The following is a 26,260-nucleotide window of genomic DNA, read 5'->3' as shown; positions in this document are numbered from 1 at the left end:
AAGACACAGGCTTTCGGACATTTTCTTCCTGCTGTAAGAACAAAAGGGACAACCGGCGTGTTATATCTATAGAACCAATTAAAAACCAATAAGTAATGAAAAAATTAGCATTCTTGACAGTACTTGCCCTATTCGTGACAAGCTGCCACAACGATGACATTCCGGTAGCACCCGAAAACCCGACATCCGACCTGATCAGTCCTGCCATGTACATGGGCATATCTACCCGTGACGGGAACAAACCTTTTACAGGAGTACTGAGCGTAGCTCCCTGCAACGAAAGCACATCCATTTATTATGGAAATTATGTAAACCAGAAACTGACACCCTTCCATGGATATTATTTCATCAAAGACGGTTCCGTTTATCCCAATGCAAACAACCAGGAAGTAAGCCTGCCTGCCGGTACATACGACATGATTTATTGGGGTACGCCTCAGTATACCGAACCCATTTACGCTTATCCGAATGTACGAGAACCCAACTACAGCATCGGTGAAGACTTTGCCCAACAAGACTTCAGCCTGCTTGCCATTTCCAATGACACGACCTATTATCCCACTTTCGACCTCGTACATGCCCGCCGCCCGGTAAATGTCGGAACAGAAGACCTGGACGCAGACCTGCACCGAGTAGTGAGCGGACTGAAAGTAACGTTAAAAGACAACAAAGGCAATGCTTTGAGCAATACTATCGAAAACGTAGAAGTACGGGTAACACACATTGCTGAAAAGTTGAACTTCTATTCAGCCCAACCCGAAGGCAAATCCTGCACAGTAGCTTTCCCGCTGGTCCGCTCCGATGACAATACAGAAATGAGCAACGGCACCGTGATGCTATTCCCTTCTTTCGGTACACCCGAACTCCAAGTCTTCATCACATTGACCAACGGAAAGGTCAAGACATTCAAACAAACACTGAATACCCCACTGGAAGCCAACAATAAGTTGACACTTGATATCAGCATCGGCAATATCCTGGAAGAAGAAGATTCGGGCAGTTTCACCGTTGACGAATGGAACGAGTCAAACGAAGAAATCAATGTCCCTATTCTGGAATAATACGGTATTAAGAAACATTTGGTTTTGCATGTAAGTCATATCGTTTTTTCAGAAGGCATACTTTTACGTTCTCGATATCAAAACCGTATGGTTTTGAATTGGAAACCGTACGTTCTCAATATGGAAACCGTACGGTTTTCATATGAAAACCATAAATAGAAGCTGGATGAAACGATAATGTAATCCAAATACGGAAACGACTGTTCCGGGGAGAAATAAAAAACGGATGAGGAATACACTCTCGACAAAGCAATATATTCATGTTGAATATCCGCAAACATCCCATGTAGGGGCGTATCGCATACGCCCGAATACGCCAACTAATCCACGTGGATGTTTTTGGGGCGTATGCAATACGCCCCTACAAGGCAATTGGGTGAAATGCGGATATTCAAATTTTTTATTCTATGCATGCCCATTGAATACGGACATAAAAAACAGAGGCAGACTTCACAATCTGCCTCTGCCTATAAATCTCAGCATATCTATGCTGAAACACGCAAGTATAAAATCAGCAAACTTCTCATTGCGGCGCACTGTCGTATACCGACTGCAAGGTGTATGATGCATCCTCGGTAAAGATGCCCCGTTTCATCACGTCAATCACTTCCTGAGCATTATTCAGCATCTCGCCTGTAGCGTGATTGAAAAGTGCCCATGATTGTGTTCCGGTTCCGTCTCCTCCTGCATCCCAATAAAATGGAGGCATCCCATACTCTTTCGCTGCCTTACATACATATTCCAAGTAATACAAACGGAACGATTCCGACAAGTCATCCGCACGGTGTACGCATCCCATCTCGCCGATATAGGCAGGAATACCTTGGTCGATGAACGTTTCTTTCATCTTGGCAAACTGTCCGGTCACATTGTCTTCATCACCCCAATCCGCTTTCAGCGACGGGTCTGCGGTATGCCCCCATTGCGAATAAATATTGTCGGCATTCTCGGTATAGTCTATCGGGTCGTAGAAGTGAACGGCTACCATCAGCCGGTTATCCACCACATCCTGCGGCAAGACAAAGTTTTCTACCGTCAGGTCGATGTTTGTCACATACCCCGGCACGCCCAGGTAACGGGTCTGGTTGTTTCCACCCGTAGCACGCACGGCATCTACAAACACTTGGTTCCATTCATTCAGTACGGCATATTGTCTGCCGCCATCCGTACGGTTGTCTCCCCAGCCCCAACTTCCGTCATGGATTTCGTTCATTGCCTCGAACACCAGGAAGTTTCCTTTGTCTGCAAATCGGTTGGCTATTTGGGTCCACATGGCAGCCAGCTGTGCCTTTACCGCACTATTGACCGTCTCATCCGTTGCCGCATCCTTGATATCCAGCCAATACTGGCTGTCCGCACCATCGTGGTGAATGTTGATAATGGCATTCAGTCCGGCACTCTCGGCATAGCCTACCACTTCTGCCACCCGGTTCAAGTAAGTCTCGTCGATGGTATAATCGGGAGCTTCGCCCACATGTCCCAGCCACGTAACCGGAATACGGACAGAAGTGAAACCGGCATTTGCCAAAGCATCAAACAAGGCCTGTGTAGCAGGTTGGTTTTCCCAAGCTGTTTCATCTGCCACTCCATTATTATGTGCATCCAACTGATTGCCTAAGTTCCATCCCAGTCCCAAGCTGGCGGCTATTTCCAACGGCGTTTCTCCCGACACGGCTGCAGCCTGTCCGGCAGCCTGTGTTACAGTAACGGTTTCCGTCAAGTCGCCTAACGTAAACGTAATGGTTCCGGTGCGTTCCGCGCCGTGATTGGCAGATACGGTAAAATGCAAGGTATATTCCGTCATTGCCCGCGCATCGGTCACTTCTGCCTCAGCTATCCACGAGTCATTGATTGTATAGGCATAATCGCCATTGGTGGTCAGCGTAATGCTCAGCGCACCTCCTGCCGCCGGCATATCGTATGCAGTCTGTGCCACAATCAAACCGTCTCCGGCAGTCTGTGTCACCTGCACCGAAGCCGTAAAGCTTCCTGCCACCACCGAAAGCGTAGCCACGCGGTCATCGGTTTCCGAATTAGCATCTACCGTTACATTGTAGGTATAAGTTCCTCTTTCGGTTACACTCACGAATGACACGTTGCACCAAGTCTGATTACTGGTCACTTGTGGTTCAACCGAAGACAAGACAGAAAGCGTGAGTGTGTCACCGGATTTAGGGAAAGTCATTTCCGTAGCGGAGATTTTCGTTTCTCCCGTATAGCCTCCGCCTTCGTCATCCGAACAAGAAGCAAACAAGGCTATCCCCGTCAGCAACAGAAAGAATAATGTCAGATAATTTCGCATAGTTTTCATAGGTTAATCATTGATTAGTAGAAAGGCGCAGGCCCATGCAGTTCTATCCGCATACACCTGCGCCCACAAATATTACAGAATAGAAAGATTATCAATCGTAACCGTTACGGCATCCGGATTTTCGATATCACTGAACATCTCCTGAATATCGATGCAGAAAACAATCACACCGTTGTAGGCTGCCGAAGGGCTGTAGCGAATCGTATAAGTGCCGTCACCCTGTACGGTTGTCGTACCTTGACCTTCGCCTACCGACGGCCACCAGCCGTCAGCCGTACACATCAGTTGGGCGGTATAGGCATTGGTTGCAGCCGCACCGGTCAGTCCACTGATTGTAAACGTCAGCTCCATTGAATAATCGAACACAATGGAAGCTGGGTCAAACGGTTGGTTGGAAGCCGTGGAACCATACATGTTATACAATTCGATACGGAAATTATTCGTAGCTTCTTCCAGATGCCCACAAACAATTTTGCTATTGTCTACGGCAATCTCCGTAGCCGTCGGCGTACCGCTTCCGCTACCGGCATTCGGCAAGAAGTGGTAAGCCAAGTATTCGTCTTTCTCCGTACTGCGGTTTCCTAACCACATACCCATCACGCTGTTTCCTGCCGTCTCAATGCTCAAGATACGCAATTGGTTTTCTGCCGTAGCACTGAACATGATGTCACCGCCACCGATATGATAAGTCGGCACACCGGCACTGAACGTATAGATACCGTCTTCATCCAAGGTATAAGTACCGCTGGTAGTCGTTCCGTCCGGCATTTCGAACGTATAAGTCATATCCGCCGAATTCAGTGTCATGCTCAGGTTTTCCAGTCCATCTACCGGTGTAGCCCAGTCGGGATAATTGCCTGCGGTAAAGTTGTTCATCAGACTTCCGTCCAGATTAGCCCAGTCAAACGGCACGTCAGCCGACATGGTCCACTTGATTTCGCTTGTAACCACTTCTGAAACCATATCCTGCCAGCCGTCGGGCAACGAAGGTTCCGGATCGGGTTGGTCTTCGGGTACATAATTGTCAGCATATTCTTTCGATACGAAATTCCATATCAGCCACCAAGGCCCTTCACTGTTGTCACGCATCACGCCGATACGCAAATGATTCTCATCCAGTTCCAACAGTTGCAAATCTCTACGCCAGTTTGTCGTACGGTCTGTCCAACCGGGTGTATGCAGCAAGTCACAATCGGTAAAGGTAATGGTATGCGAGTCGGTATTCAACATAAATGTACCGGTCTGAGTTTCATCCGATGAAGAATTATACACCGTCACATTTGCACCGCCTTGCAGGTTGAACGTCATGGTGCTCTCCCAAATGGCATCATCGCCTGTATGTCCTACTCCCGGATCCCAATTGGCAGTCCAGTTATTCCAAGTCACCGTACCCGAAGGATCGGCGTATGTCAGTTCACCGGCTGCAAATCCGTATTCTCCGTTATCGAAAATCCAGGTTTTCTCCTGATCTACCCCTCCAGTCAGATACGTCCACAGGTCATCATTCACAAAACCTGCATAGAAGCTGTCAATGGTAAAAGTCGCAGTAGGACCATAAACCACACCACCGCGGGTCTGTACGCCGAAACGCACTTCGTATTCTCCCTCGAAAGGCATCTGCAAAGTCACTTCGGCTCCTTGTGCACGTCCTTGCGGATGTTCCCAGCATACCTGATAACTGGAAGGCATCAGGCTTCTCAAATAAACGATATTCGGATTTTCCGAATCGTGAGTAATGGTATAGGCAATGCCTTCTACCAAATCTTCAGAAGCTACATCCGGAGCTTCCAAGTCGTATGAATCGGGCGTACAGGCAGCTGTCATACCCATCAGCATCGCCAGCAGCGCCATTTGCAATGTATGTATCAGTTTATTCATAATGTTTCGATTTAAAAAATGGTTTGTTAGTTCTTAAGTTTTTGAATTTATCAGTTTTGTAAGCCTCGTCAACTCAAAAACTTAAAAACTTAAGAACTCAAAAACTTATTATTCACCAACCTGCATTTTGCTTCAATACACCGTTCGACAAGGTAATCTGATTATTCGGAATCTGCATCAAACCTTGTTTGCTAGTGATATTTGAAGCCGTAACGCTTACATTATCCGGATTGCCACCACTAACTACTGATGTATTTCCCGCAATTTGAGAAGCGGCATAGTCCACACCTTGACGGAGCAAGTCCCAGTAACGCTGCCCTTCGAAAGCAAACTCCAGCATACGCTCGTTCATGATATTTTCCTGCGTAACGGATACCTGACGATAGTAAGTAGACAAAACCAAATCGCCGTTCTCGTCTTCTTCGGTAAAGGCACGCTGGCGTACTTGGTTCAAGTATTCCTGTGCATTGGAGCTTCCCAACTCAGCCGCCATGAGCAACACATCGGCATAACGCATTACCACAAAGTCCTGGTATTGGGAAACCATATAGTCGCCCCCGCTTCCCAATCCAGTGGTTTCATCGGTCAACGCCCATGCACCGGTCGATTCGTTCTGTTCCCATTTCGACATCGGAGTATATTTCTTAATGGTATAGCCTGTATATTCACGCTGGTCATTATAACCGTTTTCATAATTCGGGTCTTCGGCAATGCCCTCGCTTAAAAGGTTCACCATAGACGCTTCACGACGTGTATCTCCGGTATTGTAAGCCGTCCACATTTTCGGATTGACCGTACAGATGCCCCAACCTCTTCCGTAAGGTGTCCAATACACATTGATACTACGAATGCCTACATTCACCAGCCAGCGGTTTCCATCATTGTTTCCGTTATAATCAGAAGTATAGTTAAACTTCTGTGCCAATACGGTTTCTTCATTGCCCCGACCGGCGTAAGTAGAATGTTGGGTATAACCGCTCGCAGCATCGCCTTCCCACCAAGTGGAAGCGGGCACCCACAAGTTCTTAAATTGCGGAACCAACGCATATTCGCCTGAAGAAATGACATCTTCCAAACCTTGCAACACAGAAGCACGGGTCACACCTTCTACACTGGGTTCCTTGCCATAATAACCGGTATAGAACAAATAGACACGGGCCAGCAGGGCTTTGGCGGCATACTGGGTGATATGCCCGTCGTTGTTCGCCGCATCGCTCTTCGGGTAAGCCGAAGCCGGAATGTTTTCAGCCGCATAAAGCAAATCGCTGAAAATAACATTATACACTTCATCCGGTTCAGCCTGCGGTCGGTTCTCGTTCACCGGTTCGGTAAACAAAGGAATATTCCCCCATAAACGCACCATATCGAAATAGCACAAAGCACGCAGAGCACGACATTCACCCATGTAAGTACCTCTTGTCTCCTCACTTGTCCAAGAAATCTGTTCTTCATGCGCAATCAGTTCATTGCAACGGTACACCGCCGCATAATATCCCGTCCAATCCCCTTCGAAAAGATTCAAATCAGAAGGAGATTGCGTCTGGTCGAAACGGTCAATAATCTGATAATTACGGGCATCCGAAACGCCAGCCCCTCCAAAACACTCGTCAGCCATCAGCTCTGAAGCCATATAAAACGAAGTGCCGTTCGAAACCGTACTTTGCCACCCGTCATAGCATCCTATCAAAGCCCGGTATGCATCGCTTTCCGTCCGATAGAAATTGCCAGTAGTAGATTCTACTTTCGACTCCACATCCAGGAAATCAGCCGTACACGAAGCCAAGCCCATTCCAGCCAACCCCAATGCCATTATATAGATTTTATAGTTATTCATACCTTTCATTGTTTTAGATAGTTCAATTAAAATTTCAAGTTCACACCAATCAGGTAAGTACGCGGACGCGGATAATATCCCAAATCGATGCCCGATACCCAGTCAGAAGTACCGTAACCGATTTCCGGATCCATGCCGTCATACTTGGTAAAAGTAAAGGCATTCTGTACTTGGAAGTACAAACGGGCCTGGCTAATAGCCTTCAGGTTGATGAGTTTCGCAAAGTCGTATCCGATGGTGATGTTGCTGATGCGCAAATAGTCGCCATCCTGAATGTACAGGTCGGAGAATTGCCAGTTGATATTGGTTTCCGTCACACGCGGAATGCGGTTGCTGGTACCTTCACCCGTCCAACGTCCCAAGATAGCCGAGGTATAGTTCGAATGGCTATTGGCATGATTACGGTAGCTTTGTACAATCTGGTTTCCGGCGGCTCCGTATGCGTTCAAGGCAAAATCGAAATTCTTATAACTGAATCCAATATTGAAACCATACGTAAAGTCGGGCGTACCGTTACCCAAGTCCACCTTATCGTTATCATCAATCACCCCGTTATGGTCTTGGTCTACGTAGATGACATCACCCGGCTGGACATCAGCTTGCAAGATGCCGTTCCCTGCCGCACGCCAATCTTCAATCTGTTGCTTGTTCTGGAAGATTCCTGCCGTCTGATATCCCCAGAAGTAACCTATCGGATGACCGTTCGACGCACGGTAGAATTCCGGCGTATTGTCATACAACATATTGATATCACCGTGGATAATGCCGTCTTCGGTCGGAATATCACCCACCTTATTCTTATTATACGCACCATTGACACCTACGTTATAACTGAAGTCTTTCCCAATCTGGTCGTTCCAAGTCAAAGCTAACTCGATACCGGTATTCTTTACATCACCGCCATTGATATACGGAGCGCCCGTACCTGCCGTAGCCAGAATCGGAGCTTCTACCAGCCAGTCTTTCGTGGTCTTGATATAGAAATCAGCGGTCAGGCTCAACCGGCTCCGCAAGAAACGTGCATCAATACCGATGTTGGTCTGTTCGGAAGTCTCCCATGTAACGTCTTCGTTGGCAAGGCGGCTGGGATAAGCGCCCCAATAGCCGGACTGGGCATCGGCTCCCACCTGATTGCCAAACAGGTAATGCGTATTGCTCGAAGTAATCGGAGCCGTGTACTGATAGTTATCAATATTCTGGTTACCTACCTGGCCCCAGCTGACACGCAGCTTCAAGAAGTCCAGCCAATCGTGTGTGTCTTCCATGAAAGCTTCGTTCGAGATAGTCCAACCGGCAGATACTGAAGGGAACACGCCATAACGGTTTCCACGAGCGAAGCGGGAAGAACCGTCGGTACGTACCGTAGCGTTAATCATATACGTTTCTTTCCAGTTCCATCCGAAACGGGCGAAATAAGAGACAGTGCGGGTCTCATCATTCGGATGACCGGCCACTCCCAAGCCGTTATCGGCACTGGTAGCTGTACCGTTGTCGAGGTACGCATGATCCCAATCATCAAACCCATCTCGCAACATACCGGTAGTTCCTCTCAGGTAAGTACCTGAATAACGGCTCATTTCCATACCCAACAAAGCGTTGAACGCATGTTCGCCCACCGTCCAGTCGTAGGTTGCCGTATTGGTCCATGTCATCGTCAAGCCGTGCGACATGTTTTGGGCAGCACTGGTACGTGTATTGTTGAAACTATAAATAGAGAACTGGTACAACGGAGAGAAGCTGCGGTATTCGTTCGTTGTATATACAGCACCGAATACGGTACGGAACTTCAAGTTCTTAATGGGTTGCAATTCGGCATACACATTACCCGAGAAAGTCACGTCCTTATTCTCGTTATTGCTGTTGGTCATCATGCTTCCGTAAGGGTTGCCATCTGCATTATACCAATCCGAGTTGGTCGTATCGTTATAAGGTGAATCATAAATGTTGTTGTCGCTATAAATAGGCGCCAACGGGGAAGTACCGAACGCACCACGCAATGTATTATTATATTGGTTACCTACTGAAATACCGTTGTTCATCTTATAAACGAAGCTGACCTGCTCTCCTACCTTCAACAAGTCGGAATCCTTGAAAAGCTTGTGTTCCGAATTGATACGGAAGTTGTAACGTTCGTAATTCGATACGTCCTTACCGCCTACGATACCTTCCTGGCTCATATAGCCCAACGACATCGCGTAAGTAGAAGTTTCCGAACCGCCCGTAATACCCAAAGTATAGCTTTGTGTCTGGGCATTGTTCTGGAACATCGAGTTTACCCAGTCGGTGTCATACACATTGCCGTTGGCATCGTAAATGCTCTCGTACGAGCTCCAGTCATAGGGCGCATTGCCCGAATTAATCGCCTGTTCGTCCATAATCATCATATATTCCTGTGCGTTCAGCATGTCCGCCTTACGTGCCTGGGTCTGCCAGCCATAGTAAGCATCAAACGAAATCTGCGCCTTGCCTGCCTTACCGCTCTTGGTGGTAATCAATACCACACCGTTGGCAGCCTGTGCACCATAGATAGCGGCAGAAGCGGCATCTTTCAACACATCGATGCTTTCGATATCGGCCGGATTCAACGTGGAGATATCACCGCCTACTCCATCAATCAGATACAGAGGAGAAGCATTTCCCACCGTACCCAAACCACGGATACTTACTTTCATCGATTCGCCCGGCTGACCAGAGGTAGACGAAATGTTCACACCCGGCGTCTGTCCTTGCATCGCCTGCAAGGGGCTGTTGGTATTCATCTTCGCCAGCGTCTCGCCTTTCACCTGCACCGTGGCACCGGTCACCAATTTCTTTTTCTGAACGCCGTAACCTACTACGACTACTTCATCCAAAGTTTCCGAATCTTCTTCCATCACCACATTCAAGGTTTTCTGATTGGTAATTTGAATTTCTTGGGTCTTGAACCCGATGTAAGAGAATACCAACGTCTGACCGGAAGCTACACTGACCGAATAATTTCCATCGAGGTCGGTAATAGAACCATTGGATGTTCCCTTCACCTGAACGCTGACGCCGATAAGCGGCAACTGGTCAGCGGCCGAAGTAACAACACCCGAAACAGTTAGATTTTCTTGTGAAGCCGGAGCGGCGTTCACACCACTTGCAGGGAAGCATAGAAGCATCGCCATTGCAAGAAAACACATGTGCACGAATGTGCACTTTCTGAATAAGTGTTTACTCATGGTACTTTGTTTAATAGTTAAAATTACATTATTCTATATGCCCCGATAGAATCGCACGCATGCGTTTTCTGCATCGAGAGCACCACAAATGTATTGCATATTATGAAAAACGGAGGGATGCATTTGTTTCCCGATAGGATATGATTTGTTTTTTCCCCTATTTAATAACTTTTCAATCCCTACAACGCAATATAAGCATCCGCCCACGCACGTATTTGCAAGCGCCGCTGATGATACCTGCACAAGCCGGCGATTATATAGGCAAGCTTACCGGCACGGGAACAGCATCTTGTCACAAGATTCCCGCACGCTCTACTTCTTTTATCCAAAACTCCGACATGCGCCGGTGTCCTGCAGGTGTGGGATGGATGCCGTCCCATATCCAATATGTGTCCCGCGAGGAAGGTTCTTCACGCAAGAGGATTTCGAACATTTCATCATAAGGCAAATACACCGCCTTGTACTCAACGGCTATCCGCTTCACGATGCGGGCAAGGGTATGCACCAGACTATCACGCAAGGCAAATCCTTCCGATTCCTTCATCGAACCCGTGAAAGCCGTAAAGGGAGCACCCAGCACCAGCTTCAGGTTGGGGTTGGCACGTAAAGAACGGTCGAGCAAGGCACGGTAACGCTTCTCCCACCCCAAGATATCGAAAGGCTCGGCGTGCGGTCCTCCTATATAATAATGTATATCGTTCGTACCTACCAATACAGAAAGTATATCGGGCTTCAAGGCTATGGCATCTTCTTCCCACCGCTTCTCAAGGTCGGCAAGCGCATTGCCGCTGATGCCCCGGTTGAAGAACTCGTATCCCTTGCCAGGATATTTGCTCTGATAATACGAGGCACACAGATACATATACCCGCTTCCGTAGATGTGGTTCATGTCCCACAAGTTCCGCCCGGCGGAAGGCATCGCACTTCCATCGCTATTTCCCCAATTCCCGTCGGTAATAGAATCGCCGATAAACAATATCCGAAGCCCTTGCCCATACATGGGGCAAAGGCAAGCCAGCCAAAGCAGGCAAATCCATATTCGTTTCATATCCTATCAGATTAAAGTCACACAAAAGTAATGATTCTCCTGTTTCACGCAAGACTTCCATCGCATCCTACAACATTTCATACCCCATTTAAAAACATCCTGCCCATAGGAAATACAGAGAATACCCTTCAAGAGACTGAAAAAAGATTATCTTTGCAAAAAAGAAAATCCAACTTCAAATCTAAACACACATACCATGCGAAACAAGAACATACTGACCTTTGCTTTGCTTGCCTTATTTTCACAGGCATTCGGACAAGGATACAAGAATCCGGTCATCCCGGGTTTTCATCCCGACCCCAGTGTCTGCAAGGCTGGAGATGACTATTATCTGGTGAACAGTTCGTTCCAATACTTTCCCGGTGTCCCCCTGTTCCATAGCAAGGACCTTGTCCATTGGGAACAGATAGGCAATTGCCTGGACAGACCCTCACAAGTCGACCTGACAGGAGCCAATGCCTGGGGAGGCATCTATGCCCCTACCATCCGTTATCATGAAGGAACATTTTACATGATAACCACCAACGTTTCGGGAAAAGGAAACTTTCTGGTGCATACCACTGACCCGCGCGGCGGATGGTCGGACCCCGTATGGCTGAAGCAAGGAGGCATCGACCCTTCGCTCTACTTCGAGAACGGGAAATGCTACATGGTGAGCAACCCCGACAATTACATCACCCTGTGCGAAATAGACCCGATGAGCGGAGAACAACTCTCTCCCTCGCGCAAGATATGGGGCGGCACAGGAGGCAGATATCCCGAAGGTCCTCATATTTATAAGAAAGACGGATGGTACTACCTGCTTATCTCGGAAGGCGGAACCGAAACGGGACATAGCGTCACCATCGCACGCAGCGCCTTCATTGAAGGTCCCTACACACCGAATCCTGCCAACCCCATCCTGACACATGCCTGCGTGGCAGGACAAGCCAGCCCGATACAAGGGACGGGACATGCTGACCTGGTAGAGGGAACCGACGGCTCGTGGTGGATGGTCTGTCTCGCTTACCGCATCATGCCGGGCACACACCATACGGTAGGGCGTGAAACCTATCTGGCACCCGTGCGCTGGGACAAAGGTGCATGGCCGGTAGTAAACGGAAACGGCACCATAGCGATAAACATGGACGTGCCCACACTTCCTCTCACTCCTTCCAAACCACAACCCGATACCTTCGAGTTCGAAGAAGAAAAGCTATCGCCCGAATGGGTATACCTGCAAAACCCGATACCGGAAAACTATGCCTTCGAAAACGGAAAGCTACGCCTGAGCGCAACAAACACGACCCTGAGCGACGGGAAAAGCCCTACATTCGTCGCGCTCCGGCAAGACCAGTTTGATATGGATGCCTCCACAAAAGTAGCACTCCGGCAGGCTCAGTCAGGAGATGAAGCCGGCATCACGGCGTTCATGGATTTTAGGTCCCATTACGACCTGTTCGTGCGCCAGGAAGCAAACGGAAAGCAATCCGTCGTGCTCCGCTACCAATTGGGTGAATTAAAGCACATCGAAAAAGAGGCGGCACTTCCCGATACAAGCCCTGTGATACTGAACCTGAAAGCGGACATAAACGTCTACCGCTTCGGATATACCATCGACGGTAAATACCACGAATTAGGTAAAATGAACACACGCTACCTGAGTTCGGAAACCGCAGGAGGATTTACGGGAGTGATGTTGGGACTGTACGCCGTATCAGCATCTCCCGAATCGAAAGCATTTGCCGATTTTGATTACTTCAAATACCAACGACCATGAAAAGAAACCTATTCATTCTCTTACTTCTGCTCTTCCCTCTGATGCTCCTTGCGCAAAAAGAGGCGAAGCCCATCAAGGTGGCTTGCGTAGGGAACAGCATCACCGAAGGATTTGCCCTGGCACATCCGGAAACAGAAAGCTATCCCGCCGTACTCCAACGCCTGCTGGGAGACGGGTATCAAGTAGGCAACTTCGGACTTACCGCCCATACCCTGATGATGAAAGGCAACCTGCCCTACATGAGCAAACAACCTTTCAAGGACGCACAAGCCTTCTTGCCCGACATCGTGACCATCAAGCTGGGAACAAACGATTCAAAACCAATAAACTGGATACACAAGGAAGACTTCAAGAAAGACTTGAACACGATGATAGATGCCTTCGAAGCACTCCCCTCGCATCCGCGCATCTACCTGTGCCTGCCCATTCCGTCCAACCGGAAAGACTGGGGCATCAACGACAGCACCATCGTGAACGGTATTATCCCACGCATCCGTGAAGTGGCACACGAACGTAACTTGCCCGTCATTGACCTGCACACGCCGATGCTTCCTTATTATCCGAAAGAATATACCGACGGAGTGCACCCGAACAAATACGGTGCCATCATAATAGCCGAAAATATCTACAAGGCACTGACCGGAAAAGACCCCGTACCTGCACCAGGCAGAGCCGACCAGACCCTATGGTATGACAAACCGGCAAAACAATGGGAAGAAACCCTTCCGCTGGGCAACGGACGTCTGGGCATGATGCCCGACGGAGGCATCACGAAAGAGCACATCGTACTGAATGAAATCAGCATGTGGAGCGGTTCGGAAGCAGACTACCGCAACCCGGAAGCCGCCGAAAGCCTTCCCCGCATCCGCCAACTCCTGTTTGAAGGCAAAAACAAAGAAGCACAAGAATTGATGTACACAAGCTTCGTACCCAAAAAGCCTGAAAAAGGAGGCACATTCGGATGTTTCCAAATGCTTGCCGATATGTACATCAACTATACCTTCCCTGATACGATAAGCCAAGCGAAAGATTACCTGCGCTGGCTCAATTTGGATGAAGGTGTGGCATATACCACCTTCACGAAAAACGCTACGCGCTATATCCGCGAATATTTCGTGTCAAGAAACAAAGATGTAATGCTGATTCACCTGCAGGCAGACCGTCCGGACGCACTTGGATTCCATTTAACTTTGAGCCGTCCCGAACGGGGACATGTGCGGAAACTGAGCGAAGGGAAACTGGGAATAACGGGAACACTGGACAGCGGAAATGAACGGCAAGAAGGCATACGCTATGCTGCCATAGCCGGTGTAAAACTATCGGGCAAGAAAAGCCGGATGCATACTCATGCAGATGGCATTGAAGTTTCGGATGCTGACGAGGCATGGATTATCGTATCGGCGAACACTTCGTATATGAAAGGCGGAATCTATCAGACCGAGACCCAACGCCTGCTCGACCAAGCCCTGGCTTCCGACCTGACACAAGCCAAACAAGAGGCAACCGGTGAATACCAACAGTTCTTCCACCGTGCCGGCATCGAATTACCCGAAAATAAAACCGTGTCCCAATTAAGCACCGACAAGCGGCTGGAGGCTTTCCAAACGCAGGATGACCCTTCTCTGGCTGCCCTTTATTACAATTACGGACGCTATCTGCTGATTAGCAGTACCCGCCCCGGAAGCTTGCCTCCCAACCTGCAAGGGCTTTGGGCGAACGGAGTAATGACTCCGTGGAATGGAGACTATCATACCAACATCAATGTCCAGATGAACCACTGGCCGGTAGAACCTTGCAATTTGTCGGAATTGTACCAACCGCTCGTCGACTTGATAAAAAGACTGGTACCCAGTGGAAAAGAAACCGCAAAGGCTTTCTATGGTCCCGAAGCAAAAGGCTGGGTACTCCACATGATGACCAACGTATGGAACTATACCGCACCGGGCGAACATCCCTCATGGGGAGCGACCAATACAGGAGGCGCATGGCTTTGCGCACATCTGTGGGAGCACTATCTGTATACGGGCAACAAACAATACCTTGCCGATATTTATCCCCTATTAAAAGGAGCTTCGGAGTTCTTCTACTCTACCATGGTACGTGAACCGGAACACGGATGGCTGGTGACGGCTCCCACTTCCTCTCCCGAAAACGAGTTTTATGTATCAAAGAAAGACCGGACCCCTATCAGCGTATGCATGGGACCCACGATGGACATCCAATTGGTAAGGGAACTTTACACCCATGTGATTGAAGCCGCATCCATCCTGCATACAGACTCTCTTTATGCCAATCAATTGAAAGAAGCAAGCGCCCAACTTCCTCCACACCAGATCAGCAAGAAGGGATATCTGATGGAATGGCTCAAAGACTATGAAGAAACGGATGTACATCACCGGCACGTGTCGCATCTGTATGGTTTGCATCCGGGAAACCAAATCTCGCTTTATTATACACCCGAATTGGCAGAAGCATGTAAAGTTACGTTAGAACGAAGAGGAGACGGAGGAACAGGATGGAGCCGCGCATGGAAAATAAACTTCTGGGCACGACTGGGTGACGGAAACCGGGCATACACCTTATTCCGTAACCTGCTTTATCCTGCCTATACCCAAGAAAACCCCAATGAACACGGAAGCGGGACTTTTCCCAACCTGTTCTGTTCGCACCCGCCTTTCCAAATAGACGGGAACTGGGGAGGCACTTCGGGTATCAGTGAAATGCTGATACAAAGCCAGGATGGATTCATCAACCTGCTCCCTGCCCTGCCCGACTCGTGGAAAGAAGGAAACTTATACGGATTCAAAGTACGTGGAGGCGCTATGGTCAGCATGAAATGGAAAGAAGGAAAGCCGATAGAAGTTATTCTTACCGGAGGCTGGAATCCGAATGTCAAGATTAAGATGCCGGAAGGCATAACCGAAGTTTCGGTGAACGGAGAGAAACGCAAAGCGGAAAAGTTTGTGGAACTTACGGTGCCGGAAGGGGAAATAGCAAGACTGCGCTTTTAAAACCAAATGAATGTCTGCAAACAGCCAATGCATACCCCTGAAAAATGAATATATACTGCATACGCGGTTGAATATATACTGCATTCGCTTACGGATATATACTTCATCGGCAGATGCAGTACTACTGCGTTTTCAACTCAGATAGATTGACTAAATGCGGACATTCATATACAATAATACTATCTTATCAAAAGATAATACCCCCAATGACATTACTTGGAAAAAACAAAAGAACGATTTATCTTTGAACAACACCAATAAACAAATATATCATGAAACATCTAAAAAACATTGCACTGGCTTCTGTTTTGTGTGCAGGAACCTGTTTAAGTGCAGAAGGACAAACCGTCCCGCCTGCCATCCCTTCTGACCCCGAAATCGAAGCCAACATCCAAAATTGGCTCAAGAAAATGACCATCGAGGAAAAGATAGGTCAGATGTGTGAAATCACCATCGATGTAGTGACCGACTTCGAAGCGAGCCAAAAGGACGGGTTCACCCTGGACAAAGCCAAGCTGGATACCGTTATCGGGAAATACAAGGTCGGCTCGCTCCTGAACGTTCCCCTGAGCATTGCCCAGCCGAAAGAGAAATGGGCGGAAGCCATCAGGCAGATTCAGGAACTTTCGATGAAGGAAATCGGAATCCCCTGCATCTATGGCGTAGACCAGATACACGGAACCACTTATACGCTTGATGGAACCCTGTTCCCGCAAGGTGTCAACATGGGAGCCACATTCAACCGGGACCTGGTAAAGCGTGAAGCCGAAATCTCGGCATACGAAACCAAAGCGGGATGCATCCCCTGGACGTATGCTCCCGTAGTAGATTTGGGAAGAGACCCGCGCTGGTCGCGCATGTGGGAGAACTATGGAGAGGACTGCTACGTGAATGCGGAAATGGGCAAAGCGTCGGTCATCGGCTTCCAAGGCGAAGACCCGAACCACATCGGCAAATATAACGTAGCCGCCTGTATGAAACACTATATGGGCTATGGCGTTCCGGTTTCGGGCAAGGACCGTACGCCCTCTTCCATCTCGCGGAGCGACATGCGCGAAAAGCACTTCGCGCCTTATTTGGCAGCTGTCCGCCAGGGGGCGTTGAGCGTGATGGTCAACTCGGGCGTGGACAACGGCATGCCCTTCCATGCCAACAGGGAATACCTGACCCAATGGCTGAAAGAAGACTTGAATTGGGACGGGCTGGTGGTTACAGACTGGGCGGACATCAACAACCTGTGTACCCGCGACCACATAGCCGCCACCAAGAAGGAAGCCATCAAGATAGCCATCAACGCCGGCATTGACATGTCGATGGTGCCTTACGAAGTGAGCTTCTGCGATTACCTGAAAGAACTGGTAGAAGAAGGTGAAGTGCCCATGAGCCGCATCGATGATGCCGTAGCACGCGTCTTGCGCCTGAAATACCGTCTCGGACTCTTCGACAAGCCTTACTGGAGCACCGGAGACTATCCGGAATTCGGTTCAAAAGAATTTGCTGATGTAGCCCTCCAGGCAGCCGAAGAGTCGGAAGTGCTGCTTAAGAACGAAGGGGGCATCCTGCCGCTCGCCAAAGGCAAGAAGATTCTTCTGGCTGGCCCGAACGCCAACTCCATGCGGTGCCTGAACGGAGGCTGGTCATACAGCTGGCAGGGACACCGTGCCGACGAATGCGCCCAGGCATACAACACCATCTACGAAGCCCTTTGCAACAAGTTCGGTAAAGAGAACATCATCTACGAACCGGGCGTAACTTACGCTCCCTACAAGAACGATAACTGGTGGGAAGAGAACACGCCGGAAATTGACAAGTCAGTAGCCGCCGCTCAAAATGCCGATGTCATCATCGCTTGCATCGGCGAAAACTCGTATTGCGAGACTCCGGGCAACCTGATCGACCTGAACCTCTCCGCAAACCAGCAGGATCTGGTAAAGGCATTGGCCGAGACCGGGAAACCTGTCATCCTGATTCTGAACGAAGGACGTCCGCGTCTCATCAAGGACATCGAGCCGCTGGCTAAAGCCGTAATAAACATAATGCTTCCGGGCAATTACGGGGGAGATGCCTTGGCAAACCTTCTTGCCGGAGATGCCAATTTCAGTGCGAAAATGCCCTATACCTATCCGAGACACATCAATGCCCTTGCTACCTACGACTACAAGCCGTGCGAAAACATCGGCCAAATGAGCGGGAACTACAATTATGACTCGGTCATGGATATCCAATGGCCTTTCGGATTCGGCCTGAGCTATACTACCTATAAATACAGCAACCTGAAGGTAGACAAAGCCCAATTCACCGCCGATGACGAACTGACCTTCACCGTAGATGTGACCAACACGGGAAGCGTGGCAGGCAAGGAAAGCGTATTGCTTTACTCGAAAGACCTGGTGGCAAGCAGCACGCCCGACAACATCCGCCTACGCAACTTCGAGAAGATTTTCCTGAATCCGGGCGAAACCAAGACCGTCACGATCAAATTGAAAGGAAGCGACCTGGCTTTCGTCAACTATTACGGGCAATGGACGCTGGAAAAAGGCGACTTCAAAGTGAAGTGCGGCGACCAGTGGATTGACCTGCAATGCACACAAACCAAGGTGTGGGATACCCCTAACCGATAAACTATAATCGAACACAAAGGCACGGAGACACGGAGAAAAAAATAAAAAACTCTGCGTCTCCGTGTCTTTGTGTTTAAATAAATCGTATCTTTGGCAAAACATTAATCAAAAACATCATATCATGATAACATTCCCTAACGCCAAAATAAACTTAGGCCTCAACGTCGTAGAAAAACGTGCCGACGGATACCATAACATTGAAACCGTCTTTTATCCGATAAACCTGCAAGACGCACTCGAAGTAAACCGGTTGGAGAACAGAAACGAACCTTTCCGCCTTTCTGTCAAAGGCACTCTGCTCGACGGTGCACCCGAAGACAACCTCGTAGTAAAAGCCTACCTTTTGCTTCGCGAGAAATACCAGTTGCCTCCTGTCGACATCCATTTATACAAACATATCCCTACCGGAGCCGGATTAGGAGGAGGCTCTGCCGACGGAGCTTTCATGATTAAGCTATTGAACGAAAAATTCCAAATCGGACTGACCGTTCAGGAAATGGAAGAATATGCCGCACGCATCGGAGCCGATTGCGCTTTCTTTGTACGTAACCAACCCGTATTTGCCACCGGCATCGGAAATATCTTCGAACCTGTCACTTGCACACTTGCCGATTATCGGCTGGTATTGGTCAAACCGCAAAACGCAATCTCGACCAGCGAAGCCTATAGCCGTATCAAGCCGCATTATCCGGAAAAATCGGTGAAAGAAATCATCCGCCAGCCCGTAGAGACTTGGAAAGACGAATTAAAAAATGACTTCGAAGAATCGGTGTTCGCCCTCTATCCCGAAATAGCCGCCATCAAAGACAAAATGTACGACTTGGGAGCCGTATATGCCTCGATGACAGGTTCCGGGTCAGCCGTTTACGGCATCTTCCGCGAACGGATTGAGAACATAGACGCCATTTTCAGCGGATACTTTTGCCGCCAACGAGAAATGATTTAACAATATGATGAGAACGCAGAGACGCGGAGTTCACATAAAAATCCGCCACCTATGAGCGACCCAAACATCCATCGTTTTACATCGCCCATCGAAGGCATTCCTTTGCCTTCGGCATTCACATATCCCTTCCATTACACCCCTCACCCCTTGGTGCAAATGGCAGCACACGAAGTACAAGTCTATCTTCGTACCCGTTCCGATTGGGAAGAGGAATTGAGTAAAGGAAAGATGTTCGGCGTGCTTCTGATACAAGACAAAGAAGGGAATGTGGGCTACCTGACGGCCTTCTCGGGAAACCTTGCCCAAAATAACCGGCAGAATGGATTCGTGCCTCCGGTATACGACCTCTTGCGCCCCGATGGATTCTTCAAATTAGAAGAAAGTGAAATATCTGACATCAACCGGCGCATCGAAGCATTGGAAAAAGAGGAAACCTACCTGCATCTGCAACATGCCTGTCAAATCAACATGCAGACCAGCCAAGAGGCATTGGCGAAAGCCAAAGATGAGATGAAACGAGCTAAGCTTTTGCGCGAAGAGAAGCGGAAAAAAGGAATTTCACCCGAAGAAGAAGCCCAACTTATCAAAGAAAGCCAGTTCCAAAAAGCCGAATACAAACGTCTGGAAAAAAGGCTAAAGCTACAGGAAGAGGAACTGAAAACCTCTCTCTCGGTTTTCGAAAATCAAATACAAAACTTAAAACACGAACGGAAAATCCGCTCGGCAGCACTCCAGCAAAAGCTGTTCGAACAATTCCGCATGCTCAATGCCCAAGGAGAAGAAAAAGACCTTTGCCAAATCTTTCACGAAACCCCGCAAGGCACTCCCCCTGCCGGAGCGGGCGAATGTGCCTTACCCAAACTTCTGCAATATGCCTACCAACATAACTTTCACCCTTTAGCCATGGGAGAATTTTGGATCGGCGAATCTCCCAAAGAAGAAATCCGACACGAAGGACATTTCTATCCCTCGTGCAAGAATAAATGTGAACCCATACTGAAACACATGCTTATCGGATTACAGGTAGAACCCAATCCCTTGGCAGGAAGAGAGACAAAGAAAAAAGAACTGGAAATTGTATACGAAGACGAATGGCTAATCGTAGTAAATAAGCCTGAAGGCATGCTTTCCACACCTGGCAAACTGACCACAGATTCGGTCTATACCCGCCTGCATACACTTTATCCTACCGCAACAGGCCCACTTATTGTCCATCGCCTTGATATGGCTACATCCGGATTGTTGCTGGTTGCCAAAACCAAAGAAATCCATTATGCACTACAAAAAATGTTCGCTTCCCGACGGATACAAAAACGATACACAGCATGGCTGAACGGCATCGTAACCACAGATGAAGGTATCATCAACCTTCCTATTTGCCCCGACTATGACAATCGTCCTTATCAAATGGTGCATTCCGAATACGGGAAACCAGCCGTTACCCGTTATAAAGTGCTCGGACGGAAAGACGGAAAAACCCGCATTGCATTCTATCCCCTCACCGGACGCACTCACCAACTGCGCGTCCATGCGGCTCATCCGGACGGACTGAATTGCCCCATCATAGGCGATGAGCTATATGGGAAAAAAGCCGACCGCCTATACCTGCATGCCAGTGAACTGTCATTCGAGCATCCGGCAACCGGTCAACTGATAACCTTCTGCAAGGAAGCTGAATTTTAAAGCTCGATGACACAATTTAAGCTTAAATGACTGAACAGACAGTAAACTTTTGCCTGTACAGCTTGTCTGATAAATAAAGACACGAAAAGCGTACGGCTTTCAATCGGTACCGGGAGGCTTCATGCTTGATACGTGTTGTTATGTATAACTTAAAACCCAGACAAGATGAAAACAACTAATTTTTGCTACATTCTTTTGACAAGTGCCCTACTTTTCAGTTCTTCTCTATTTGCTCAGGAAAAGCCCCAACGCGGGAAACGACTGACTCCCGAACAACGCATTGAGCGTCAGGTGGAAAAAATGGATAAACAACTGCTACTGGACGATGAGACTTCAGCCAAATTCCTTCCCTTATACAAAGAATACCTTACAGCCTTGGCAGAATGCCGACAAGACATGCCTGCCCCCAAAGGAGCTCGTGAAAAAGAATTGAACGATGATGAACTGGACAAATTTATGCTATCACGTTTTGAATGCAGAAAGAAATGTCTTGAGATTCAAGAGACTTATTACAAGAAATTCAAAGAAATCTTGACAATGCGTCAGGTAGAGAAAGTCTTCTGTTTTCGCCCAAATCCGAAACCTCATCATCGGATTAGTCCGGAAAAATTGCCAATAAAAGCCCCATTGCCTGCCGAAAAACTCATCCGTTAACAGCAAAATCAAGGGAAATGACAGACACTCCAGCAAACAAGCCACATGACATGATATGGACGTCATTTCCCATACAAAGTTTCCATAAACAGTCAAAGAGGCATCAAGATACATACGTGTCCTGATGCCTCTTATTTCTTACAAATTACGAAAAGATCCACGCAACAACATCGCTTTCGTCTTGCCTGTAAACCCTAACTGCAGGATTTCACTGATGCTGTTCACGCAACAGGTCGTTCACAGTCTTTACCGGATTGAAGGTACTGAGCGGAACTTCTACAAATACCGTACTCCAGTCACTCATCGAACCGTTCCAAAGTCCCGGAAGCTCCAGCGCTTTCAAGTCTTTACCGTTCTTCGACTTGTATGAGATAAAACCAGTAGCCTTATCGACGTGTTCCAACAAATTGAACTTATTGCCTTTGTAATCACACACAGCACATACCAAATCCACCGGATTGAAATGTGTTCCCTTTTCGAACATCGCCTTCTTTTCCGGATCTTTCATATCAATCTGCGAACTTTCCAGAATCTGCAACGAAACAGTACCATCCGGATTATAAGCCAGGAACGGTCCTCCACCCGGTTCACCTACATTCTTTACCATACCGCACACGCGCATCGGACGATTAAGCTTCTTACGCAGATAAATTACCAGGTCGGCATCTTCCATATCCTTGATGTCTTCCTTGCGACAACGCAACTGCTGCTGGACGAAACGAATAATACTTTCAAGTTGTTCATGGCTATAATGACCACTATCCAGCAATTCCAAATAATCGAATGCTTGTTTTTGAAGCGTCACCAGCACACCTGCCAACAATTTTTTGTAGGTCACAGTATCTTCTTTCAACCGGTCCGGAACCACGTTATCAATGTTCTTGATAAACACAATATCGGCATCCAAATCATTCAGGTTTTCAATCAATGCTCCATGACCACCCGGACGGAATACCAACTTCCCTTTATCATCGCGGAACGGTTTGTTGTCCATGTCTGCTGCGATAGTATCTGTACTGGGTTTCTGTTCGGAGAACGAAATATTATATTCCACTTCATACTTTTTCGCATATTCACCGATTTTGGCATCCACCAGTTTGGCAAACAATGCACGATGTTCGGTAGAAACAGTGAAGTGTACATTTACCTTACCGGTTTTTCCGGCAGCATACAAAGCACCTTCTACCAGATGTTCTTCCAATGGCGTACGTACCCCGTCAGCATATCGATGGAACTTCAACAAGCCCTTTGGAAGTGAACCATAATTCAGTCCGGCAGCTTCAAGCAAATTCGAAACAATAACCTTGTAATTTTTTTCTTCCAGCAATGCGTTGATATCTTTTCCCGTGTTATCCAGACACGCTGCATTCAAATCATTGTAGAAAGCAAAATTATGGATATGATCGAAAAACTTCTTTTCGAAGTCAGTAGTAGGCACATCATAATCGGCTCCTAAAAACTCAAACATATTCTTGAACATCCGGCTTGCCGCACCCGATGCAGGAACAAATTTCACAATTTTGCGGTCACCATCCTTATAAGCATCCCATGCAGCCAGATATTTTTTCTGCATGGCCTCATCGGCTACCATGATACCATTATTTTCTACTGAAGCAGCGGCTGCAAGACGCAAAAAAGGAAACCCATGTTCGAAACAAGCCAACTGCTCTTCAATCTGTTGCTCAGAAATGCCTTTCTTCGCCAACAATTCTTTGTCTTCGTGTGTTAACATATATGATAAATTTAAGTAATGAATAAGTTGCCATAAAGCATTCACACCCCAAAAATATAAAAAAACCATCAACTATGCACAGATAATAAAGAAAAAAAGTAACTTTACGAAGAAATAATGAAGATTTAAGAATAAAGAATGAAGAAACTGTTACGCAATGACACACTTCATCTTTCATTCTCCCTCCTTAATGTTAATAAAATTATGGAAGAGCAAGCATTCTTTACCCCACAAGAGCACAAACAACTTGTGCCACTTTACAGACGACTTTTACGATTGTCTGGCGACACTTTACAGAAAGATGACTGCCGCAACGTGAAAAAGCAACTGATCCAAAGCATGTCGGCAGGAAGCATTCCCCGCAACGCATTCAATATGAGCCCGATTATCAAAGATATGCAGACAGCCATCATTGTTGCAGAAGAAATCGGTATGCGGCGTGCCTCCATTCTAGGCATCATGCTGCATGAATCTGTAAAATACCACTTATGCACACTTGAATCCGTACAAAAGAATTACGGAGAAGACGTAGCAGGAATCATACGCGGTCTGGTAAAAATAAATGAACTTTACGAAAAAAGTCCAACTATCGAATCGGAAAACTTCCGGAATCTGTTGCTTTCGTTTGCCGAAGACATGCGCGTCATTCTCATCATGATCGCCGACCGTGTAAACTTAATGCGACAAATCAAAGAAAGTCCCAACGAAGAGGCACGGCTTGCCGTGTCCAACGAAGCTGCCCATCTGTATGCACCATTGGCACATAAGCTTGGCTTGTACAAACTGAAATCAGAATTGGAAGACCTCTCATTAAAGTACACGCAGCACGACATATATTATCATATCAAGGAAAAGTTGAATGCAACCAAGGCTGCACGCGACCGTTATATTCAGCAATTTATCGAACCGGTACGTAAAAAACTGGAAGAGAGCGGGCTGAAATTCCACATCAAAGGACGTACAAAAACCATTCACTCCATCTATCAGAAGATGAAGAAACAAGGCTGTCCATTCGAAGGTGTGTACGACCTGTTTGCCATCCGGATTATCCTCGACTCACCTTTGGATAAAGAAAAACAAGAGTGCTGGCAAGTATACTCAATCGTAACTGATATGTACCTTCCCAATCCCAAACGTCTGCGCGACTGGCTTTCCGTGCCCAAAAGCAATGGATATGAGTCACTCCACATTACAGTAATGGGACCCGAAGGCAAATGGGTGGAAGTACAGATACGCACCGAACGTATGGATGAAATAGCCGAAAAAGGACTTGCTGCCCATTGGCGATATAAAGGCATCAAAGGTGAAAGCGGACTGGACGAATGGTTGAACTCCATCCGGGAAACACTGGAAAATGCTGACAACGATGCCGAAACCATCGACCAGTTCAAACTGGACCTGTACAAGGATGAAGTATTCGTGTTTAGTCCTAAAGGAGATTTGTACAAACTCCCGCAAGGAGCCACTGTGCTGGATTTTGCTTTTGCCATTCACTCTAACTTGGGATGCCATTGTGTAGGAGCAAAAGTAAACGGCAGGAATGTACAACTGAAACAAAGCCTGAACAGCGGTGACCAAGTAGAAATCATGACTTCTACCACACAGACACCCAAACGCGACTGGCTGAATTTTGTCACGACTTCGAAAGCCCGAAACAAAATACGCCAAGCCTTGAAGGAACTGGTGGCACGACAAACCGAATTTGCACGAGAAACCTTGGAGCGTAAATTCAAAAACCGGAAAATAGAATACGATGAAGCCATCCTGATGCGCCTCATCAAGAAATCTGGGTTCAAAACCGTGACCGATTTCTATCAAAGCATAGCCAACGAAACGACAGATATCAACACATTGATAGATCACTATCTGGAAATGCAACGGAAAGAAACCGATCAACGCGAAGAAGTGATTTACCGAAGTGCCGAAAATTTCAACATACAGCAAGCTACAGACGAAAAGAACGTGTACAAAGATGATGTTCTGGTCATCGACCAGCACTTGAAAGGCATCGATTTCAAGCTGGCACGCTGCTGCAACCCAATCTACGGTGATGAGGTATTCGGTTTCGTTACCATCTCGGGAGGTATCAAAATACACCGGTGCGACTGCCCGAACGCTCCTGAACTGAAAGCACGGTTCCCTTACCGCATCGTACGTGCACGATGGGCAGGAAAAAGTCAAGGGAAACAATACCCTATCACACTGCGCATCGTAGGGCACGACGACATAGGTATCGTGACCAACATCACTTCTATCATTAACAAAGAAGACAATATCCTGCTGCGTTCCATCAGTATCGATTCGAACGATGGATTGTTCTCAGGAATGCTTACAATAATGGTAGACGACACCAATAAACTGGAGGCACTCATCAAGAAAATAAAAACGGTAAAAGGGGTAAAACAAATCAGCCGCGGATAACATCATGGAACGGGAAACACAGGACATTAAACAGGTTCTGTGTTTCCCGTCCCGCATTCATTTTCAATTGCTAATCCCACAAATTTAGTGAGATATGC

The 26,260-nt window shown here is 47.6% G+C and carries 14 protein-coding genes; 8 read left to right on the top strand and 6 right to left on the bottom strand.

The window, feature by feature from the left end; all coding sequences use genetic code 11:
- Nucleotides 1–95: 95 nt before the first annotated feature.
- Nucleotides 96–1,061 carry a FimB/Mfa2 family fimbrial subunit gene (locus H9625_RS03010; RefSeq protein WP_191762962.1) on the top strand — a complete coding sequence of 322 codons (966 nt, stop codon included), beginning with the start codon at nucleotides 96–98 and terminating at the stop codon, nucleotides 1,059–1,061.
- Between the two features lie 523 nt (nucleotides 1,062–1,584).
- On the opposite strand, the gene H9625_RS03005 is transcribed toward H9625_RS03010, so the two are convergent.
- The 5 genes from H9625_RS03005 to H9625_RS02985 form a co-directional block, all read right to left on the bottom strand.
- Entirely contained in the window at nucleotides 1,585–3,372 is a 1,788-nt protein-coding gene (locus H9625_RS03005) for a cellulase family glycosylhydrolase (RefSeq protein ID WP_225226220.1), read from the bottom strand.
- A gap of 72 nt (nucleotides 3,373–3,444) precedes the next feature.
- A complete protein-coding gene (locus H9625_RS03000; RefSeq protein WP_191762961.1) occupies nucleotides 3,445–5,250 on the bottom strand; it encodes a hypothetical protein in 1,806 nt (601 codons plus the stop codon).
- A gap of 112 nt (nucleotides 5,251–5,362) precedes the next feature.
- Nucleotides 5,363–7,084 carry a RagB/SusD family nutrient uptake outer membrane protein gene (locus tag H9625_RS02995; RefSeq protein WP_087248000.1) on the bottom strand — a complete coding sequence of 574 codons (1,722 nt, stop codon included), beginning with the start codon at nucleotides 7,082–7,084 and terminating at the stop codon, nucleotides 5,363–5,365.
- Between the two features lie 26 nt (nucleotides 7,085–7,110).
- Nucleotides 7,111–10,287, bottom strand: a complete 3,177-nt coding sequence (locus H9625_RS02990) for a SusC/RagA family TonB-linked outer membrane protein (protein ID WP_191762960.1) — start codon at nucleotides 10,285–10,287, stop codon at nucleotides 7,111–7,113.
- A gap of 292 nt (nucleotides 10,288–10,579) precedes the next feature.
- Nucleotides 10,580–11,335, bottom strand: a complete 756-nt coding sequence (locus tag H9625_RS02985; protein WP_191762959.1) for an SGNH/GDSL hydrolase family protein — start codon at nucleotides 11,333–11,335, stop codon at nucleotides 10,580–10,582.
- A gap of 196 nt (nucleotides 11,336–11,531) precedes the next feature.
- Here H9625_RS02985 and H9625_RS02980 point away from each other — a divergent pair, with 196 nt between their 5' ends.
- From H9625_RS02980 to H9625_RS02955, 6 genes are all read left to right on the top strand, one after another.
- Nucleotides 11,532–13,094, top strand: a complete 1,563-nt coding sequence (locus H9625_RS02980; RefSeq protein ID WP_191762958.1) for a glycoside hydrolase family 43 protein — start codon at nucleotides 11,532–11,534, stop codon at nucleotides 13,092–13,094.
- Entirely contained in the window at nucleotides 13,091–16,105 is a 3,015-nt protein-coding gene (locus H9625_RS02975) for a glycosyl hydrolase family 95 catalytic domain-containing protein (protein ID WP_191762957.1), read from the top strand. Before H9625_RS02980 ends, H9625_RS02975 begins: the two co-directional genes overlap by 4 nt.
- 272 nt (nucleotides 16,106–16,377) lie before the next feature.
- Entirely contained in the window at nucleotides 16,378–18,726 is a 2,349-nt protein-coding gene (locus H9625_RS02970) for a glycoside hydrolase family 3 N-terminal domain-containing protein (protein WP_191762956.1), read from the top strand.
- Nucleotides 18,727–18,847: 121 nt separating this feature from the next.
- Nucleotides 18,848–19,672, top strand: coding sequence for a 4-(cytidine 5'-diphospho)-2-C-methyl-D-erythritol kinase (ispE, locus tag H9625_RS02965; RefSeq protein ID WP_191762955.1), 825 nt, complete (start codon nucleotides 18,848–18,850; stop codon nucleotides 19,670–19,672).
- A gap of 51 nt (nucleotides 19,673–19,723) precedes the next feature.
- Complete coding sequence (locus tag H9625_RS02960) at nucleotides 19,724–21,355, top strand: RluA family pseudouridine synthase (RefSeq protein ID WP_191762954.1); 1,632 nt, start codon at nucleotides 19,724–19,726, stop codon at nucleotides 21,353–21,355.
- A gap of 165 nt (nucleotides 21,356–21,520) precedes the next feature.
- Nucleotides 21,521–22,009: a DUF4890 domain-containing protein gene (locus H9625_RS02955; protein ID WP_191762953.1), complete on the top strand. Its 489-nt coding sequence runs from the start codon at nucleotides 21,521–21,523 to the stop codon at nucleotides 22,007–22,009.
- Nucleotides 22,010–22,217: 208 nt separating this feature from the next.
- Here H9625_RS02955 and H9625_RS02950 read toward each other — a convergent pair whose 3' ends face one another.
- Complete coding sequence (locus H9625_RS02950) at nucleotides 22,218–23,741, bottom strand: DUF4301 family protein (RefSeq protein WP_191762952.1); 1,524 nt, start codon at nucleotides 23,739–23,741, stop codon at nucleotides 22,218–22,220.
- A gap of 204 nt (nucleotides 23,742–23,945) precedes the next feature.
- On the opposite strand from H9625_RS02950, the gene H9625_RS02945 reads away from it, so the two are divergent.
- Entirely contained in the window at nucleotides 23,946–26,162 is a 2,217-nt protein-coding gene (locus H9625_RS02945) for a RelA/SpoT family protein (RefSeq protein ID WP_191762951.1), read from the top strand.
- The last annotated feature ends 98 nt before the right edge of the window (nucleotides 26,163–26,260 follow it).

It is taken from the genome of Phocaeicola intestinalis (genome assembly GCF_014837065.1).
GTDB lineage: Bacteria > Bacteroidota > Bacteroidia > Bacteroidales > Bacteroidaceae > Phocaeicola > Phocaeicola intestinalis.
This window is presented reverse-complemented; position numbering and strand designations above follow the sequence as displayed.

Coding starts and splice junctions, on each gene's coding strand:
- H9625_RS02995 (WP_087248000.1), bottom strand. CDS start 7,084: ATGAATAACTATAAAATCTATATAATGGCATTGGGGTTGGCTGGAATG.
- H9625_RS02970 (WP_191762956.1), top strand. CDS start 16,378: ATGAAACATCTAAAAAACATTGCACTGGCTTCTGTTTTGTGTGCAGGA.
- H9625_RS02985 (WP_191762959.1), bottom strand. CDS start 11,335: ATGAAACGAATATGGATTTGCCTGCTTTGGCTGGCTTGCCTTTGCCCC.
- H9625_RS03010 (WP_191762962.1), top strand. CDS start 96: ATGAAAAAATTAGCATTCTTGACAGTACTTGCCCTATTCGTGACAAGC.
- H9625_RS02980 (WP_191762958.1), top strand. CDS start 11,532: ATGCGAAACAAGAACATACTGACCTTTGCTTTGCTTGCCTTATTTTCA.
- H9625_RS02960 (WP_191762954.1), top strand. CDS start 19,724: ATGAGCGACCCAAACATCCATCGTTTTACATCGCCCATCGAAGGCATT.
- ispE (WP_191762955.1), top strand. CDS start 18,848: ATGATAACATTCCCTAACGCCAAAATAAACTTAGGCCTCAACGTCGTA.
- H9625_RS02975 (WP_191762957.1), top strand. CDS start 13,091: ATGAAAAGAAACCTATTCATTCTCTTACTTCTGCTCTTCCCTCTGATG.
- H9625_RS02955 (WP_191762953.1), top strand. CDS start 21,521: ATGAAAACAACTAATTTTTGCTACATTCTTTTGACAAGTGCCCTACTT.
- H9625_RS02950 (WP_191762952.1), bottom strand. CDS start 23,741: ATGTTAACACACGAAGACAAAGAATTGTTGGCGAAGAAAGGCATTTCT.
- H9625_RS03000 (WP_191762961.1), bottom strand. CDS start 5,250: ATGAATAAACTGATACATACATTGCAAATGGCGCTGCTGGCGATGCTG.
- H9625_RS03005 (WP_225226220.1), bottom strand. CDS start 3,372: ATGAAAACTATGCGAAATTATCTGACATTATTCTTTCTGTTGCTGACG.
- H9625_RS02945 (WP_191762951.1), top strand. CDS start 23,946: ATGGAAGAGCAAGCATTCTTTACCCCACAAGAGCACAAACAACTTGTG.
- H9625_RS02990 (WP_191762960.1), bottom strand. CDS start 10,287: ATGAGTAAACACTTATTCAGAAAGTGCACATTCGTGCACATGTGTTTT.